Below are 15738 nucleotides of genomic sequence, written 5' to 3'. Positions count from 1 at the left end.
AGGACTGAGTATCGTCATTGTGAAACTGAGTACCAACGCAGATATGGTGATCGATGGAACCGCATGGCACCCTCACCCGCCTCAGGGAGCGCCTGGACGAGGCGGTCCACGACGGCGAAGCCCGGGCGGCCGCCAAGCAGCACGCCAAGGGCAAGCTCACCGCCCGGGAGCGGATCGAGCGCCTGCTGGACCCCGGCTCGTTCGCCGAGTTGGACGCCCTGGCCCGGGGCACCCTCGGCTACGGCGACGGCGTGGTCACCGGCCACGGCACGATCGACGGCCGCCAGGTCTGCGTCTTCTCCCAGGACTTCACCGTGTCCGGCGGCAGCCTGGGCGAGGTGTACGGCCAGAAGATCTGCAAGGTCATGGACCTGGCCATGCGGACCGGGTCGCCGATCATCGGCATCAACGAGGGCGCGGGCGCGCGCATCCAGGAGGGCGTGGTCTCCCTCGGCCTGTACGGCGAGATCTTCCGCCGCAACATCCGCGCCTCCGGCGTGATCCCGCAGATCTCCCTGATCATGGGCGCGTGCGCGGGCGGTCACGTCTACTCCCCGGCCCTCACCGACTTCACGATCATGGTGGACGAGTCGTCCCACATGTTCGTGACCGGACCGGACGTCATCAAGACGGTCACCGGCGAGGACGTCACCTTCGAGGACCTGGGCGGCGCCCGCGTGCACAACAGCCGCAGCGGCAACGCCCACTACCTGGCGCACGACGAGGACGACGCGCTCGACTACGCCCGGGCCCTGCTGTCCTACCTGCCGCGGAACAACCTGGACGAGCCGCCGTACTCCGGGTTAGCGGCGGACCTGGAGATCTCCGCCAGCGACCTGGCCCTGGACTCGCTGCTCCCCGGCTCCCCGAACCAGCCCTACGACATGCACACCGTCATCGCCGCCCTGCTCGACGACGGCGAGTTCCTGGAGGTGCAGGCGCTGTTCGCGCCCAACATCGTGGTCGGCTTCGGGCGCGTCGAAGGCCAGCCGGTCGGCGTGGTGGCCAACCAGCCGCTGATGCTGGCCGGCACGCTGGACATCGACGCCTCGGAGAAGGCGGCCCGGTTCGTACGCACCTGCGACGCCTTCAACATCCCCGTGCTCACCCTCGTGGACGTGCCCGGCTTCCTGCCCGGCACCGAGCAGGAGTGGAACGGCATCATCCGGCGCGGGGCCAAGCTGCTGTACGCCTACGGCGAGGCCACGGTGCCGCTCGTCACGGTGATCACCCGCAAGGCGTACGGCGGGGCGTACGACGTGATGGGCTCCAAACATCTGGGCGCGGATGTCAACCTGGCCTGGTCCAGCGCGCAGATCGCGGTGATGGGCGCCCAGGGCGCGGTCAACCTCCTGCACCGCAAGCGGCTGGCCGCGGTCGACCACCCCGACGCCCTGCGGGCCGAGCTGGTGCGTGAGTACGAGGACACCCTCGCCACGCCATACCTGGCGGCCGAACGCGGGTACGTGGACGCGGTGATCGCGCCGAGTGAGACCCGCCGCGAGGTCACCCGCGCGCTGCGGCTGCTACGCGGCAAGCGGGACGCGCTGCCGCCCAAGAAGCACGGAAACATCCCCCTGTGAAAGGATCCACGACCATGCGCAAGGTGCTCGTCGCCAACCGCGGCGAGATCGCCGTCCGGGTCATTCGCGCCTGCCGGGACGCCGGCATCGGCTGCGTGGCCGTCTACGCCGACCAGGACCGCGACGCGCTGTTCGCCCGCATGGCCGACGAGGCGTACGCGCTGGGCGGCGCCACGCCGGGCGAGACCTACCTCGACATCGACAAGATCATCGAGGTGGCGGCGCGGTCCGGCGCGGACGCGGTGCACCCCGGGTACGGCTTCCTGGCGGAGAACGCCGGCTTCGCCCAGGCGGTCATCGACGCCGGGCTGGTCTGGATCGGGCCGCCGCCCGCGGCGATCACCGCGCTCGGCGACAAGGTCCAGGCCAGGCACATCGCCCAGCGCGTCGGCGCCCCGCTCGTGGCGGGCACCCCCGACCCCGTCTCCGGGGTGGCCGAGGTGATCGCCTTCGCCGCCGAGCACGGCCTGCCCATCGCGATCAAAGCGGCCTTCGGCGGCGGCGGGCGCGGCCTGAAGGTGGCGCGCACCGCCGAGGAGATCCCCGACCTGTACGACAGCGCCGTCCGCGAGGCGGTGACGGCGTTCGGCCGGGGCGAGTGCTTCGTGGAGCGTTACCTGGACCGGCCCCGGCACGTGGAGACCCAGTGCCTGGCCGACGCGCACGGCAACGTGGTCGTGGTCTCCACCCGCGACTGCTCCCTGCAGCGCCGCCACCAGAAGCTGGTCGAGGAGGCGCCCGCGCCGTTCCTCACCGCCGCGCAGGAAGCCCTGCTCCGGGACAGCTCCAAGGCGATCCTGCGCGAGGCCGGCTACGTCGGGGCCGGGACATGCGAGTTCCTCGTCGGCCAGGACGGCACGATCTCCTTCCTGGAGGTCAACACCCGCCTGCAGGTGGAGCACCCGGTCACCGAGGAGGTCACCGGCGTCGACCTGGTACGGGAGATGTTCCGCGTCGCGTCCGGGGAGGAACTCGGCTACGGCGACCCGGAGCCGCGCGGCCACTCCCTCGAGTTCCGCGTCAACGCCGAGGACGCCGGGCGCGGCTTCCTGCCCGCCCCCGGCACCATCACCCGCTGGCGCGCCCCCTCCGGCCCGGGCGTCCGCCTGGACTCCGGCTACGAGCAGGGCGAAACCGTGCCGGGCTCGTTCGACTCGCTGATCGCCAAGCTGGTCGTGACCGGCGCCACCCGAGCCCAGGCGCTCGAACGCGCCCGCCGGGCACTGGCCGAGTTCGAGATCGACGGCATGCCCACCGTGCTGCCCTTCCACCGGGCCGTGGTGACGGATCCGGCCTTCACCGGCGAACCCTTCACCGTCCACACCCGCTGGATCGAGACCGAGTTCGACAACACGATCGCTCCGTACGCGGGCCAGACCGCCGCCGCCGAGGAGCCCGCCGAACGTGAGCGGATCACCGTCGAGGTGGGGGGCAAACGCCTGGAGGTCGTACTGCCCGCAGGCATCGGCGGCCCGCCGACCGCGAACCGGGCCACTCCCGCGCGCAGGCGCGGCGGCACCGGCCCGGCGAAAGCCGCGGCGAGCGGGGACTCCCTGGTCAGCCCCATGCAGGGCACCATCGTCAAGGTGCTGGCCGCCGAAGGCGACGAGGTGGCCGCCGGGGACATCATCGTCGTCCTTGAGGCCATGAAGATGGAACAGCCCCTCACCGCCCACAAGACCGGAATCGTGGTCGGCATGTCCGCCCAGGTGGGAGCCACGGTGGCGGCGGGCGCGGCCATCTGCGAGATCAAGGACCCGCCGTCAGACGGGGGCGACCGCCGGTAGGTCGAAGTCGTCGTCGCACGTGCGCAGCAGCGCGTAGGTCGTTCGTCTATCAGCGGGGTTCATGATCTCGTGATAGGAGTGAGTGCCATGTCCGCATCACTCATCGCCCCCGAACTGGTGAAAGGTCTGCAGGAACGAGCGGCCCGGGCCATGCCGCCGCTGTCTGTCGATGATCTCGATGGCTGGTGGCTGCGCCGCGTGGACTGCGGGGCGTGGTGGGCCGGGACGGTGCTGGCCCACGGCGACGCCACGTCCGCGGATCTGTCCCGCAGGATCGGTTTCGCTGAGGAGTTCTACACCGCGCACGGCGCAGCCACGCGGTTTCAGGTCACCCCGGGTGCCTCCCCGGCCGAGCTCGACGCCGCCTTGGCGGAGCGGGGTTATCGCCGCGAATACTCGATATCGTTGCAGTCGGCGGTGACCTCCTCCGTCGTGGCACGGACGGCGGGGCCGGTGCGCGGAGGGTTGGACGAGCGCCCGACGGACGCGTGGTTCGAGGCCTGGCATGCCGTGCACGGCGGCGACCCCGGTCCCGAGTGGGACATGCTCAGCAGAGTGGAACTACCGAGCGTCTACGCCAGTGTGGTTGACGGGAACCGCGTCGTCGCCGTGGGCCGCGCGGTCGTCGACAGTGGCTGGGCGGGCGTGTTCAGCATGGCCACCCTTCCCGAGGCGCGCGGGCAAGGCGCCGCCGCGAGCGTGCTGGCCGCCCTCGCGGGCTGGGCCGGCAGCCAGCGCGCCGGCCAGATGTATCTCCAGGTCGTGCGGGACAACGCCCCGGCTCTACGGCTGTACGAGCGCGCGGGCTTCACCGAACTGTGCCGCTACCACTACCGCACGCGAGAACACATCTCCTGACGAACCGAATGGAGCCCATCCCCCCGGTCATGATCTACGGCGCGGACGTCAGTCATGTGGTGACCGAGGAGGGCGTGGCGTACCTGTACAAGGCTTCCGGCCTGGCCGAGCGGCGCGAGGCGCTGGCCGAGCGGCGCGAGGCGCTGGCCGAGCGGCGCGAGGCGCTGGCCGCGATCGCGGGCGCCACCCCGGTCGGGCGGGGCCTGGACGAGCGGCGCGTCGAGGCGCTGCGCCGCGACGGTCTGGTGGCGCTGCCCGAGGATCTGAAGGTGGATGTGCGGAAGGCGAAGCGCTCCCTGCTGGCAGCCCGCAGCATCGAGGATCTGGTCGACTGGTCGGGAGGTCTGTATGACCCGCCTGCCCGGTTCAGGACCTGGTGATCCGATGCTGGCCGATCTCGCGGTCCAGGCCCTGTGCGCGGAGGCGCGCCTGGGGCCAAAACCTGGGCTGGTCGACCATCGGGGCCGCGGCGCGCACGACGACATGGATCTGCCGCTCATGCTGGCCTCCGCCGAGGCGCTGCGGCCCGTCTTCCGGTCTCTCGCGCGGGCGGCGCGGCGGATGCCGGTTGGGGCCGGGCTTCGTGCGGAGCTGGGGCGGCTGGGCCGGGCGGGTGAGCGGGTCATGCTGGGGGTCACCCGTGGGGTGAACACCCACCGGGGGGCGCTGTGGGCGCTCGGGCTGCTGGTCGCGGGCGCCGCCACCGCCGACGACGAGACGGAGGCCGTAGGTCGTGCGGCCAGGCTGGCCGCCATCCCGGACGGGGACGTGCCGGTTTCCCACGGCGAGCGGGTACGGCGGCGATTCCGGGTGGGCGGTGCTCGCGCCGAGGCGGCGGCCGGTTTCCCCCACGTGGTCGAGGTCGCGTTGCCGCGGCTGCGCGCGGGCCGGGCGGCCGGGCTCGCCGAGGACGTGGCCCGGCTGGACGCGCTGCTGGCGGTGATGAGCCTCCTGGACGACACCTGCGTGCTGCATCGCGGCGGCCTTGAGGGGCTCCGGGTGGTACGGCTCGGCGCCGCCCGCGTCCTGGCCGAGGGAGGCGCGGGGACGGGCTCCGGCCGGGCCGCCCACCTGGAGCTGGACGGGCGGTTGCGGGCGGGCCGGCTGTCGCCGGGCGGGAGCGGTGACCTGCTGGCCGCAGGGCTCTTCCTTGACCTGGTGCCGTGGCCTGGGTCCGTCGCCGGAGCCGAGCCGGGGGTGGTCTCGTGCAGACGCTGAACTTCGAGTTTCCCGCCGACCGGCCGCCGGCGCGGCGGGCGCACGTGGGGGTGGCCGGTTCGGGGGATCTGGAGGTGCTGATGACGCCGGGGCCGGCTGGTGTCGCGCGGGTGCGCGTGCGTACCAGCGTGGATGGGTTCGACACGGTGTGGCGGGTCGTGCTGGAGCGTTTCTTCGCCCGCCATCGGGTGGCCGCGGGGTTCGAGCTCAACGACTCGGGGGCGACTCCCGGTGTGGTCACGCTGCGGCTGCGGCAGGCGGTCGAGGAAAGCATGGAGGAGGGCAGCGCATGAGGTTCAGTTTCATCGAGCTGGACGCCAGGGGGCGCGCGTTCGCGCTGCTCGACGGTGGCACCGGCGGTGAACTGTGCGGTCCGTTCGAACGTATCGAGTCGCCATGGCTGGAACCTCAGGATGTCGTTCCGCAGTCCGATGACGGTGTGGTCGTGGTGCGGGGCAAGCTGGACGGGCGATCCGCGGTCGTGATCGGCATCGAGCAGGCTTTCCAGGGCGGCGGCATCGGCGAGGTCTCCGGCATGAAGCTAGCCACAGCGCTGTCGCTGGCCGCCCGGGACAGCCGCGCGGGTGTTCCGACGGCCGCAGTTCTGCTGCTGGAGACCGGCGGGGTGCGGCTGCAGGAGGCCAATCTGGGCTTGGCCACGGTGGCGGAGGTGTGCTCAGCGCTGCTGGAGTTACGTGCGCTCCAGCCTGTCGTCGGGGTCATCGCCGGGATGCTGGGCTGTTTCGGCGGGATGAGCATCGCGGCCGGGCTGTGCACCGAGTTGATCATGACCAGGGAGGGCCGTCTCGGGCTGGACGGTCCCCAGGTGATCGAGTCCGAGGCCGGGGTCGCCGAGTTCGACGCCTCCGACCACACGATGATCTGGTCGATCGACGGCGGCACGCAACGCACCAGGACCGGCCTGGCGGACGTGCTGGTTCCCGACGACGTGGCCGCCATCCGCTCGGCCGTGATCGAGGCCGTGGGATGTGGAGTGCCCGCCGAGCATCGCTCCCAACGGATCGGCGAGCTGGGGGCGCTCCTTGCCGCTGTCGACCCGGCCGATCCGCCGAAGCCGGGCGATTTGGCGGCTGTTTGGGGTCGGGGATGAGCCGAGGCAGGAACTGGATTCGGGCGCTGGCCGATGGCGAGGTGAGCCCGGTGGTCCCGTCGGTGATCACGGCGGACGCCAGGCTGGGTGAGGACGTCGCTCGCCTGATCGCCGTCGTGCCGGACCCGGGGAGTCCGTACCACCGGGCGCGGAAGGGGGAGGTCGGTCTCCGTGAGGCATACGCGCTCGCCGAGGCGGTGGCGGGAGTCGCGGGCGCGCACCTGCCCGAAGATCGGCGGCGTCCGATCGTCGCCGTCGTCGATCTGCCCAGCCAGGCGTACGGGCGCGTGGAGGAGCTGCTCGGGCTGCATCACGCGCTGGCTGTCACCGTTGACGCCTATGCGCGTGCTCGCACCGCCGGGCATCCCGTAGTCGCGCTCATTGTGGGCACGGCGCTGTCGGGCGGGTTCCTCGCGCATGGTTTCCAGGCGAACCAGATCCTGGCGCTCAACGATCCGGGGGTGGTGGTTCACGCCATGCACAGGGAAGCCGCGGCGAGGGTGACCTTGCGGAGCGTGGCGGAGCTCGACGAGCTGGCCCGGCGGGTTCCTCCGCTCTCCTACGACGTGGCCGACTGGGCGAAGCTCGGCCTGTGCGACGACCTGCTGGAGGTCGGGAACGCCGACGAGCCGGACGGCGCCGATGTCCGGAAGGTGAAGGACGCGCTCGTCTCGGCCGTAGCGCGAGCCCGCCGCGGTCCGCGCGATCTGAGCAACCGTCTCACCTCTCCCGGCGCGCGGCGAACCCGGGGCGCGTCCCTGCGCGTTCGCGAGGCGATGACCGCCCAATGGGGGTGATCGTGCGCCCGCACGACCTGCTCCGGCTCGACGTCACCATCGACGGGCTCCCCGATTGGGCGCGCGAGTCGCTTGCCGCTTGCCCGTGGGGAGTCGTCCGGCGGGCACCGTACACCTCGGGCTTGATCCCCGTCGGGGTGCGCGGGACCGAACGATGGCAGCGGCACGCCGCCCTCGTCTCACCGGACTCGATCATCCGCGTGGTGCGGCCGGAGGATCTGCGGGAACGGCGGCCCCGCCTCCCCCGGCTCGCCGCCGCGCTCTCCGTCGTCGCGGCCGAACTCGGGGATGACGCCGTCTGGGGGCCGGTCGGCAGTGTCGGCTTCGAACTGGCCACCGGACGGCCGGTCACCCATCCCGGCAGCGATCTGGACCTGCTGCTCCGGGCACCACGCAGGCTGGAGCGGGCCCAGGCCGCGCGTCTGGTGACGGCCTTCGCAGGGGTCCCCGTCGACTGCCAGCTGGAGACTCCCCGTGGCGGAGTCAGCCTGACCGAATGGGCCCGCCCAGGCGGTCTCGCGATGGCCCGCACCGAACGCGGCCCGCACCTGGTGAAAGACCCATGGGCTCCCGGATAAGAGTCGCGTTCCTCTACCCGGGCCAGGGCTCGCAGCGCCCCGGGATGCTCCACGACCTGCCCGATCACCCCGCCGTCACGGCGACCCTCGCCGAGGCCGAGCGAATCCTGCCCGGTTCGGCCCACCAGGACGGCGCGGACGCGCTGACGTCCACCGTCACCGCCCAGGTGGCGCTCTGCGTCGCCGGAGTCGCCTCGGCCAACGCCCTGCTCGCCGAAGGCGTCACTCCCGGCGCGGTGGCGGGCCACTCCTCCGGAGCCTTTCCCGCCGCCGTCACCGCCGGAGCGCTGACGTTCGCCGAAGCCCTCCAGTCCGTACGCCACCGCGGCGAGCTGATGCGCGACGCCTACCCGTCCGGATACGGCATGGCGGCCGTCCTGGGACTGAGCGTCCCCCAGGTCCGGCGACTGGTCGACTCGGTAACCACCCACGACGAACCGGCCTACCTGTCCATCGTCAACACCGACCACCAATCCGTGGTCTCCGGCAGCGTCACCGCCCTGGAACGCCTCACCACCGCGGCGGCCCAGGCCGGCGCCCGCCGCGTACAGCGCCTGAACGTCAGCGTCCCCTCCCACTGCCCGCTCCTCACCCCGGTCGCCGACGCCATGGCCGACCACCTCGCCGCACTCCCCCGCCGCCCCCTCCTCCACCCCTTCCTCGGCGGCGCCACGGGCCGGCTCCTCCACGACCCCGGCGCCGTCCTGGACGATCTCGCCCGCGGCGTCGCCACCACGGTGCGATGGCGCGACGGCATCGCCCTGCTCGGCGAACTCGGCACGACCCTGTTCATCCAAACCCCACCGGGCCACGTCCTGGCCCGAACCGCGCAGGCCGCCCACCCCCGTACCCGTGTCATCACCCTCGCCGACACCCGCGTCACCGACGCGGCGACCCTCGCGCGAGGCCTGCTTTGATCGGGATCAGTCGGGGCGCAGCACGCGCCTGAGGTCGGAGCGGTTGGAGACGCCGAGTTTGGCGTACACGTTCTGCAGGTGGTTGTCGACCGTGCGGGGGGACAGGAACAGGCGTTCGGCGATCTGCTTGCTGGGCAGGCCGGTGCAGGCCAGGCGGGCGATCTCGGCCTCCCGGCGGGTCAGGCCGGGAGCGGTGAGGTGGGCCACGGCCGGGGTGCGCAGGCCGTCGCAGCGGGCGGCCAGCAGCCAGGCGCGGCTGGCGGCGGCGCGGCCGGAGGCGTGGCGGCCGGCGTGCTCCCACGCCTGGGCGGCCTGGGCGCAGGCCTCGGCCGCGTACGGGAGCAGGCCGAGCCTGGTGAATTCGGACGTCACCCGTTCCAGCGCGGGAGCGTCCTGGACGGCGGACGCGCGCGCCTGCACGGCGAAGAGGGAGGCCAGGTCGCCGTCCTGGGCCGAGGCGAGCTCGGCGAGACGGTCGGCGGCGCGTTCGGCGAAACCGAGGCGGGCCACGGTGTGCAGGGCGTGGGTTTCGAAGGCCACGGCGCCCATCCCCCGGCCCACGTCCGCGGTGACCAGGGCGAACTCCGCGCCTTTGCGCAGCTCGCCGGAGGCGGCGATGACCCAGGGTTCGGTCAGGTAGCGGAACATGTCGACCAGGCCGCCAAGCCGGGTGTACGCGGTGACGCCCTCGTCGAAGGCCGTCCTCGCGGCGGGCCCGTCGCCCCGCAAGGCCAGCACGTAGGCGTGTTCGATCACGAGGAGGCCGGTGAGCGCGTCGTCGCCCGGGAGCCGCCGGGCGGCCTGGAGCAGCCTGGCGGCCTGGGTGAACCTGCCCCGCAGCCGGGCCGCCATCGCGCGGTGCAGGGCCAGGGCCTGGGCCGCGTACGAGAACCCGTGGCCCGACCCGACCAGTTCCGCCAGGTTGTCCATGGCCGCTTCCATGCCGTCGACGTCGCCCAGCATCATCCGGTTCAGCGACCAGTTCGCGTGCAGGGGCAGCAGGATCACGGGCACGGCGTCCACCCAGTTCGCGTGATCGCCGACGGCCGCCGCGATGTCGGCCCCCGCCTCGTGGTAGCGGCCGATCGTGGCGAGGGTGAGGGCCCGGCAGTTCAGCGCCTGCGCCCGTACGGCGGCGGTGACCGGCGGTTCCGCCAGCAACGCGTTGATGTGCCCCAGCAGCTCCTCGAACCCGGTGCGCGCGGACATGATCATGATCAGCAGCGTGGACAGGTCCTGCCGGAAGGCGACCTGCGTGATCTGTTCCCGGGTCCGGGACAGCAGCTCCATGCCCTCCTCGACGCGGCCAAGACCCAGCGCGAGGCTCCACGCCCGGGTGAGGGCGAGCTCGGTGCGCCGCCGCTCGTCGACGGCGACGGCGACGGCGGGCAGCTGGGCGATCAAGGTCTCCGCTTCGGCGGGCTGGCCCGAGTAGTTGAGCAGGGTGCCGAGCATGATGGCGGCGTCGACCCGGTCCTCGTCGGTTCCCGCGCGGGCCAGCGCGGCTCTGGCCAGCCGGATCGCCAGCGGGAAGTCATGGGAGGCCCAGGCCAGGCGGCAGGCGCGCACCAGCGGGGCCGGGTCGGGGGTGGTGCCGCTCTCCAGCCGCCAGACCGCGATCCGCAGCACGTCCTCGCGGCGGCGGGCGCCGGTCGCCTGGAGCGCGTCGGCCAGCTCCCCGTAGCGGCGCCTCCGGCGCGTGACGGGGAGCCGCACCGCCTCGCCGTACAGGGGGTGGGCCAGGCGGACGGCGGCGCGGCGGCCGTCGGAGACGACCTCGACCAGGCCGCGGGACTCCGCCTCCTCGATCGCGTCGCCGCCGGTCAGCGCGGCCAGCGGGGCCAGGCCGATCGGCTCGGCCAGGGCGACCAGCTCCAGGACCGAGGTGACGGCGTCGCCGAACCGGCCCATCCGGCGTTCGATCATCTCCATCAGGCGCGGCGCCCGGGGCACCTCGCCCTCCAGCCGCCAGGTCAGGCCGTCGGGCCGGACCAGAACCTGGCCCTCCAGAGCGGCGGTGACCAGCTCGCGCAGCAGCAGCACGTTGCCCTGGCTGAGCGTGTGCAGCCGCGCCGCCGCGGGTGGATCCACCTGGTCGCCCAGGACGGAGGCGAGAACCGCCGCCGTCTCCGTGTCCGTGAGGGGGGCCAGATCGAGGCGGCTGCCCAGATCGTCCTCCCACAGCGCGGTCACCGAATCCGGGCATTCCTCTCCCGCCCGTACGGTCGCCAGCACCCGGACGGCATCCGCCAGCTGGTGCGTGAGCGCGGCCGACGAGGCGTCCAGCAGGTGCGCGTCATCCACCACCAGCAACGACGGCGCCCGGGACAGGATCGCCCCCGCCGCCCACCGGAGCGGATTGAAACCCGGCTCACCCTCGGGAAGCAGCGGGGCGAACGCCCCCAGCGGCAAGGCCCGGGCCGCCCGCGTCCCACGCACGTGCACGGTCGCGTCGAACGCCGTGGCGACCTCGCTCGCCAGCCGGCTCTTCCCCACCCCGGCGGCCCCGGCGATCACCACGTTGCCGCGCCGCAGCGTCGCCACGGCCCACTCCCGCTCGGCCCGCCTGCCCACGAACGGCCATACGTCCACAGCGCCCTCCCGCCGATACTACGGCCGGAGCGATCGCTCATCACGGCACAGTCAGCACGATCTTTCCGCGGGCGTGGCCGGTGGCGCTCAGGTCGTGGGCCTTCGCGGCGTCCTTGAGCGGGAAGACCGCGTGCAGCGGCACGGTGAACCGGCCCTCGGCGGCGAGGGCGGCCGCCACGGCCAGGCCCGCGTAGCCTGGCTCGTCGCCGCTGCCGATGTAGGAGAGCCGTACGCCGTGTTGGTGGGCGTTCAGATCGGCGACCGACAGGACCCGGGCGGCGTCACCGGCGACGGCGACCAGATCGGGCAGCGAGCCGGAGCCCGCGGCGTCGAGCACCGCGTCGACGCCGCGGGGCGCCAGCGCCGCGACCCGCTCGGCGAGGCCGGCGCCGTAGGTGGTGGGCGTGGCGCCGAGGCCGGCCAGGAACTGGTGGTTGCCCGGGCCGGCCGTGCCGATGACGGTGGCCCCGCGGGCGACCGCGAGCTGCACGGTCGCGGTGCCGACGCCTCCGGCCGCGCCCTCGATCAGCAGTGTCGTGCCCGCCGTGACGCCCAGCACGGTCAAGGCGCGGGTGGCGGTCTCGACGCTGGTCGCCGCGCCGCCGGCCTGCTCCCAGCTGAGCGCGTCCGGCTTGGCGGCCCACGCTTTGAGCACGGCGAACTCGGCGGACGCGCCGCCGAGCTTGGCGATGTCGACCAGCCCGAAGACGGCCTCGCCGATCGCGACGCCGGTGACGCCGGCACCGATCTGGTCGACAACGCCCGCGGCGTCCACACCGGGGATGTGCGGCCAGTTGAGCGGCGGGCGGCCCGGAGGCATGCCGGAGCGCACTTTCCAGTCGGCGGGCGCGACGCCGGCGGCCCGGACGGCGATGCGGATCTCGCCGTGCCCGGCGTGCGGCTCGGCCGCTTCGCCGACGGTGAGCACGTCGGAAGGGCCGAACCGCGAGTACTGCAGAGCGAACATGCCGTGCCTTCCGACGAGGTGTTCCCGTTGTCCTGGACGCTAGCAAGGGAATCGGAACACCCCGTCCGTTTGCGGTAAAGTGAGAGATATGACCGCCGATGCTTCTCGGATGCCAGCTGCCTTGCGCGTCGACGCGCGACGCAACCGCGACCGCATCGTCGAGGTCGCCCGCGAGACCTTCGCGGCGCTCGGTCTTGACGTGCCGATGCGCGCGATCGCCCGGCGCGCCGGCATCGGGCCCGCGACGCTCTACCGCCACTTCCCCACGAAGGAATCGCTGATCACCGAGGTGTTCGCCGAGCAGGTGGCGACCTGCGTGGCGGCTGTCGACGAGGCCCTCGCCGACCCGGACCCGTGGCGCGGATTCTGCGCGGTCATCGAGAAGGCGTGCGCCATGCAGGCCGTCGACAGGGGTTTCACCGCGGCGTTCCTGGGGGCGTTCCCCGACGCGATCGACTTCGGCCGGGAGCTCGACCACAACGTGCGCGGTTTCGCCGAGCTGACGCGGCGCGCCAAGGAGAGCGGGCAGTTGCGCGCCGACTTCACGCATGACGACCTCAAGCTTCTGATCATGGCCAACGGCGGCATCAGCGCCGCGTCCCTCGACGCGACCGTGGCGGCGTCCCGCCGGCTCGTGGCTCTGCTGCTCCAGTCCCTCCGCGCGCATCCGGTCGATCCGCCCGAGCCCCTGCCACCGGCAGCGGCCCTCAGCTTGCACCGCGCGGCGGTTCCGTTCAGTTCAGCAGGTGGTCGATGAGGAGCCAGGCGCCGATGCCGATCATGGCGGCTCCGGACAGGCGGCTGATCAGGCGTGCGGCGGCGGGCCTGCCGTACAGGACGGTGTGGGTGAGCCGGCCGATGCCGAGGTAGAACAGGCCGATGGTGGTCATGAAGGCCAGGCCGAGCACGCTGATCTGCGCGGCGATCGGCCAGGGGCCGCGCGGGTCGGTGAACTGCGGGAGCAGGGCGAGGAAGATCAGCAGGCCTTTGGGGTTGAGACCGCTGACGCCGATCCCGCGCAGGAAGGTGTTCCAGTCGGTGCCGGTCAGGCCGTCGGCCGGGGTGGCGGGTTCGGCGGGGTGGGCGAAGGTCGTCGTGCCGTGCCAGATCAGGTAGAGGCCGCCGACCAGGGTGAGACCGGTCAGGATGGCCGGGTTTCCGGCGACCAGGGCGCCGACGCCGCCCGCGACGATGAGGGTGATCGCGGCGTAGCCGACGACCAGTCCGCTCACCGCGGGATACACCGACCGGCGGCGCAACCCGGCGCTGATGGTGAACGCCCAGTCGGCGCCCGGCACCACGATGAGCAGAAGCGCGACCGCCCAGAAGGCGAGCACGGAACTGGCGGCCATAAATCCCCCATTGGCGGACGATGGGAGAAGAATAGTTTCGATCAGCCCGAAAGTGCTTCCAACTTTCACTTCGCCAAGCCGCTCATGTGGGAGAATCTTCCAAATGGACGCGATCGACCGGAAGATTCTTGCTGTCCTTCAGGAGGACGGCCGCCTGACGATCACGGAGTTGGCCGCGCGGGTGGGCTTGAGCGTCTCGCCGTGCCACCGCCGACTGCGGGAACTGGAGCGTGGCGGCACGATCCGCGGCTACCGCGCGATCGTGGACCCCGCCGCGCTCGGCCTGACGTTCCAGGCGCTGGTGTTCGTCACCATGCGCCAGGAGGACCGCGACACCCTGCTGGGCTTCGAGGCGGCGGTGGCCCGGGTGCCGGAGGTCGTCCAGGCCCAGCGCCTGTTCGGCGACCCGGACTACCTGCTCCGCGTCATCACCGCCGACCTCACCGCCTACCAGGAACTGGAAGACGACGTGCTGTCCGCGCTCCCGGGCGTGCAGCGACTGAACTCCACCCTCGTGATGAAGCACGTGGTGAACGACCGCCCCCTGCCCACCTGAGCACTTCGGCACGGTCATCCCCGCCGGTACGAGCGGGCGCGCCGAGGCCGCGAGTCTGTCCGGTGAATAGGGTTTCCTTGACAGAAAAATTTGTCGGAGGTAGCCTGCGAGTTATGCAGGACATCGCCGTGATCGAGGACCCGGCCGCCGCCGAGGTGTCGCTGGCGCCCATCCGGGCCCGGCTGCTGGCCGAGCTGAGCGAGCCCGGGTCCGCGACCATGCTGGCCGCCAAGGTCGGCCTGCCCCGGCAGAAGGTCAACTACCACCTGAAGACGCTGGAGGCGCACGGGCTCGTCGAGATGATCGAGGAGCGGCGCAAGGGCAACGTGCACGAGCGCATCATGCGGGCGACCGCGGCCTCCTACGTGATCTCCCCGGCCGCGTTGGGGTCGCTGGAGCCGGACCCGGCCCGCTCCCCCGACCAGCTGTCGGCGAGCTGGCTGCTGGCCGTCGCGGCCCGGCTGGTCCGCGACGTCGGGGCGCTCATCACCGGCGCGGCCCGGGCGCGCAAGCGGGTCGCGACCTTCGCGATCGACGGCGAGGTGCGCTTCGCCTCGGCCGCCGACCGGGCCGCGTTCGCCGAGGAGCTCGCCGGGGCCGTCGCGGCCCTGGTGTCCCGGTACCATGACGAGGCCGCCGAGCACGGCCGCGATCACCGGATCGTCGTCGCCGTCCACCCGAGCGTGAAGGACGCCCGATGACGCACCCGTTCGAGCTGAGCCAGGAGATCGAGCTCGCCGCCACGCCCGAGCAGGTCTGGGAGGCGATCGCGACCGGTCCCGGCGTCGACTCCTGGTTCATGGGGCGCACCCAGTTCGCCGACGGCCGCGCCGCGTTCACGATGCTGGGCCACACCGAGCAGTCCACGATCACCGCTTACGAGCCGGGCAGCCGCTTCGCGACCCGCAGTGATGAAGCCCCCGACGGCCGCTTCATGGCGATGGAATACCTCATAGAGGGGCGTGGCGGCGGCACGACCGTGCTGCGGCTGGTGCACAGCGGCATGCTCGGCGACGACTGGGAGACCGAGTTCGAGGCGATGAAGGCCGGCTGGCCCATCTACCTGGAGACCCTCAGCCAGTATCTCGCGCACTTCGCGGGCCGCGCCCCGTCGGTCACCACGGTCTTCCGGCCCGGAGCGGGCGGCCCCGACGCCGTCTGGAAGGTCGTCACCGAGTCGCTGGGCGTCACGCCCGAGGTCGCCGACGGCGCGGCCGTCCGGCTTCCGGACGGCTCCGCCGGGGTCGTCTTCTACGCGAACCTGCCCGTCAACCTGGGCGTGCGGACCGGCGAGGGCCTGTACCGGTTCATCCACTCCGGGTCCGACCGCGGCGACGCCCTCGTGCTCGGCCACCAGAACTTCGCGGGCCGCGACGAGCAGGCCGCGTGGGACGCCTGGACGGCCGAGCGCTTCGGCTGACG

17 protein-coding genes are annotated in these 15738 nt (G+C 72.6%); 14 read left to right on the top strand and 3 right to left on the bottom strand.

Annotated elements, in window-relative coordinates; all coding sequences use genetic code 11:
- Positions 1–53 precede the first annotated feature (53 nt).
- From Amac_RS35910 to Amac_RS35865, 10 genes are all read left to right on the top strand, one after another.
- Entirely contained in the window at positions 54–1583 is a 1530-nt protein-coding gene (locus Amac_RS35910) for an acyl-CoA carboxylase subunit beta (RefSeq protein ID WP_155358872.1), read from the top strand.
- A 14-nt stretch (positions 1584–1597) separates the two neighbouring features.
- The gene (locus Amac_RS35905) at positions 1598–3370 is read left to right on the top strand and encodes an acetyl/propionyl/methylcrotonyl-CoA carboxylase subunit alpha (protein WP_155358871.1); all 1773 of its coding nucleotides are present in this window, start codon (positions 1598–1600) and stop codon (positions 3368–3370) included.
- Positions 3371–3457: 87 nt separating this feature from the next.
- On the top strand, positions 3458–4228 hold the full coding sequence (locus tag Amac_RS35900) for a GNAT family N-acetyltransferase (protein WP_155358870.1): 771 nt from the start codon (positions 3458–3460) through the stop codon (positions 4226–4228).
- A gap of 8 nt (positions 4229–4236) precedes the next feature.
- On the top strand, positions 4237–4608 hold the full coding sequence (locus Amac_RS35895; protein ID WP_155358869.1) for a malonate decarboxylase subunit alpha: 372 nt from the start codon (positions 4237–4239) through the stop codon (positions 4606–4608).
- Positions 4577–5446 carry a triphosphoribosyl-dephospho-CoA synthase gene (locus Amac_RS35890; RefSeq protein ID WP_155358868.1) on the top strand — a complete coding sequence of 290 codons (870 nt, stop codon included), beginning with the start codon at positions 4577–4579 and terminating at the stop codon, positions 5444–5446. The genes Amac_RS35895 and Amac_RS35890 overlap by 32 nt, the downstream gene beginning before the upstream one ends.
- Positions 5434–5739 carry a malonate decarboxylase subunit delta gene (locus Amac_RS35885; protein WP_155358867.1) on the top strand — a complete coding sequence of 102 codons (306 nt, stop codon included), beginning with the start codon at positions 5434–5436 and terminating at the stop codon, positions 5737–5739. The genes Amac_RS35890 and Amac_RS35885 overlap by 13 nt, the downstream gene beginning before the upstream one ends.
- On the top strand, positions 5736–6557 hold the full coding sequence (gene mdcD, locus Amac_RS35880; RefSeq protein WP_155358866.1) for a biotin-independent malonate decarboxylase subunit beta: 822 nt from the start codon (positions 5736–5738) through the stop codon (positions 6555–6557). The genes Amac_RS35885 and mdcD overlap by 4 nt, the downstream gene beginning before the upstream one ends.
- Positions 6554–7354, top strand: coding sequence for a biotin-independent malonate decarboxylase subunit gamma (gene mdcE, locus Amac_RS35875; RefSeq protein ID WP_155358865.1), 801 nt, complete (start codon positions 6554–6556; stop codon positions 7352–7354). The genes mdcD and mdcE overlap by 4 nt, the downstream gene beginning before the upstream one ends.
- Positions 7345–7932, top strand: a complete 588-nt coding sequence (locus tag Amac_RS35870) for a malonate decarboxylase holo-ACP synthase (protein ID WP_155358864.1) — start codon at positions 7345–7347, stop codon at positions 7930–7932. Before mdcE ends, Amac_RS35870 begins: the two co-directional genes overlap by 10 nt.
- Positions 7917–8849, top strand: coding sequence for an ACP S-malonyltransferase (locus tag Amac_RS35865; RefSeq protein WP_170322823.1), 933 nt, complete (start codon positions 7917–7919; stop codon positions 8847–8849). Before Amac_RS35870 ends, Amac_RS35865 begins: the two co-directional genes overlap by 16 nt.
- Before the next feature lie 6 nt (positions 8850–8855).
- On the opposite strand, the gene Amac_RS35860 is transcribed toward Amac_RS35865, so the two are convergent.
- Both Amac_RS35860 and Amac_RS35855 read right to left on the bottom strand, forming a co-directional pair.
- Positions 8856–11441: a helix-turn-helix transcriptional regulator gene (locus tag Amac_RS35860; protein ID WP_155358862.1), complete on the bottom strand. Its 2586-nt coding sequence runs from the start codon at positions 11439–11441 to the stop codon at positions 8856–8858.
- Between the two features lie 40 nt (positions 11442–11481).
- Positions 11482–12408, bottom strand: a complete 927-nt coding sequence (locus tag Amac_RS35855) for an NADP-dependent oxidoreductase (protein ID WP_155358861.1) — start codon at positions 12406–12408, stop codon at positions 11482–11484.
- Positions 12409–12517: 109 nt separating this feature from the next.
- On the opposite strand from Amac_RS35855, the gene Amac_RS35850 reads away from it, so the two are divergent.
- The gene (locus tag Amac_RS35850) at positions 12518–13165 is read left to right on the top strand and encodes a TetR/AcrR family transcriptional regulator (RefSeq protein WP_218041487.1); all 648 of its coding nucleotides are present in this window, start codon (positions 12518–12520) and stop codon (positions 13163–13165) included.
- On the opposite strand, the gene Amac_RS35845 is transcribed toward Amac_RS35850, so the two are convergent.
- Positions 13143–13760 carry a LysE family translocator gene (locus Amac_RS35845; RefSeq protein WP_155358859.1) on the bottom strand — a complete coding sequence of 206 codons (618 nt, stop codon included), beginning with the start codon at positions 13758–13760 and terminating at the stop codon, positions 13143–13145. The two genes, Amac_RS35850 and Amac_RS35845, sit on opposite strands and share 23 nt — an antisense overlap.
- A 103-nt stretch (positions 13761–13863) precedes the next feature.
- On the opposite strand from Amac_RS35845, the gene Amac_RS35840 reads away from it, so the two are divergent.
- The 3 genes from Amac_RS35840 to Amac_RS55490 all read left to right on the top strand — a co-directional run bounded on the left by Amac_RS35840 (position 13864) and on the right by Amac_RS55490 (position 15736).
- Positions 13864–14316, top strand: coding sequence for an Lrp/AsnC family transcriptional regulator (locus Amac_RS35840; RefSeq protein WP_155358858.1), 453 nt, complete (start codon positions 13864–13866; stop codon positions 14314–14316).
- 113 nt (positions 14317–14429) lie between these two features.
- A complete protein-coding gene (locus Amac_RS35835; protein ID WP_174900267.1) occupies positions 14430–15017 on the top strand; it encodes an ArsR/SmtB family transcription factor in 588 nt (195 codons plus the stop codon).
- On the top strand, positions 15014–15736 hold the full coding sequence (locus Amac_RS55490; RefSeq protein WP_218041486.1) for an SRPBCC family protein: 723 nt from the start codon (positions 15014–15016) through the stop codon (positions 15734–15736). The genes Amac_RS35835 and Amac_RS55490 overlap by 4 nt, the downstream gene beginning before the upstream one ends.
- Positions 15737–15738 lie beyond the last annotated feature (2 nt).

It is taken from the genome of Acrocarpospora macrocephala, assembly GCF_009687865.1.
In the GTDB taxonomy this organism is placed as follows: Bacteria; Actinomycetota; Actinomycetes; order Streptosporangiales; family Streptosporangiaceae; genus Acrocarpospora; species Acrocarpospora macrocephala.
Note: the sequence above shows the minus strand (reverse complement) of the source record. Positions and strands in the feature narration are given on the sequence as shown.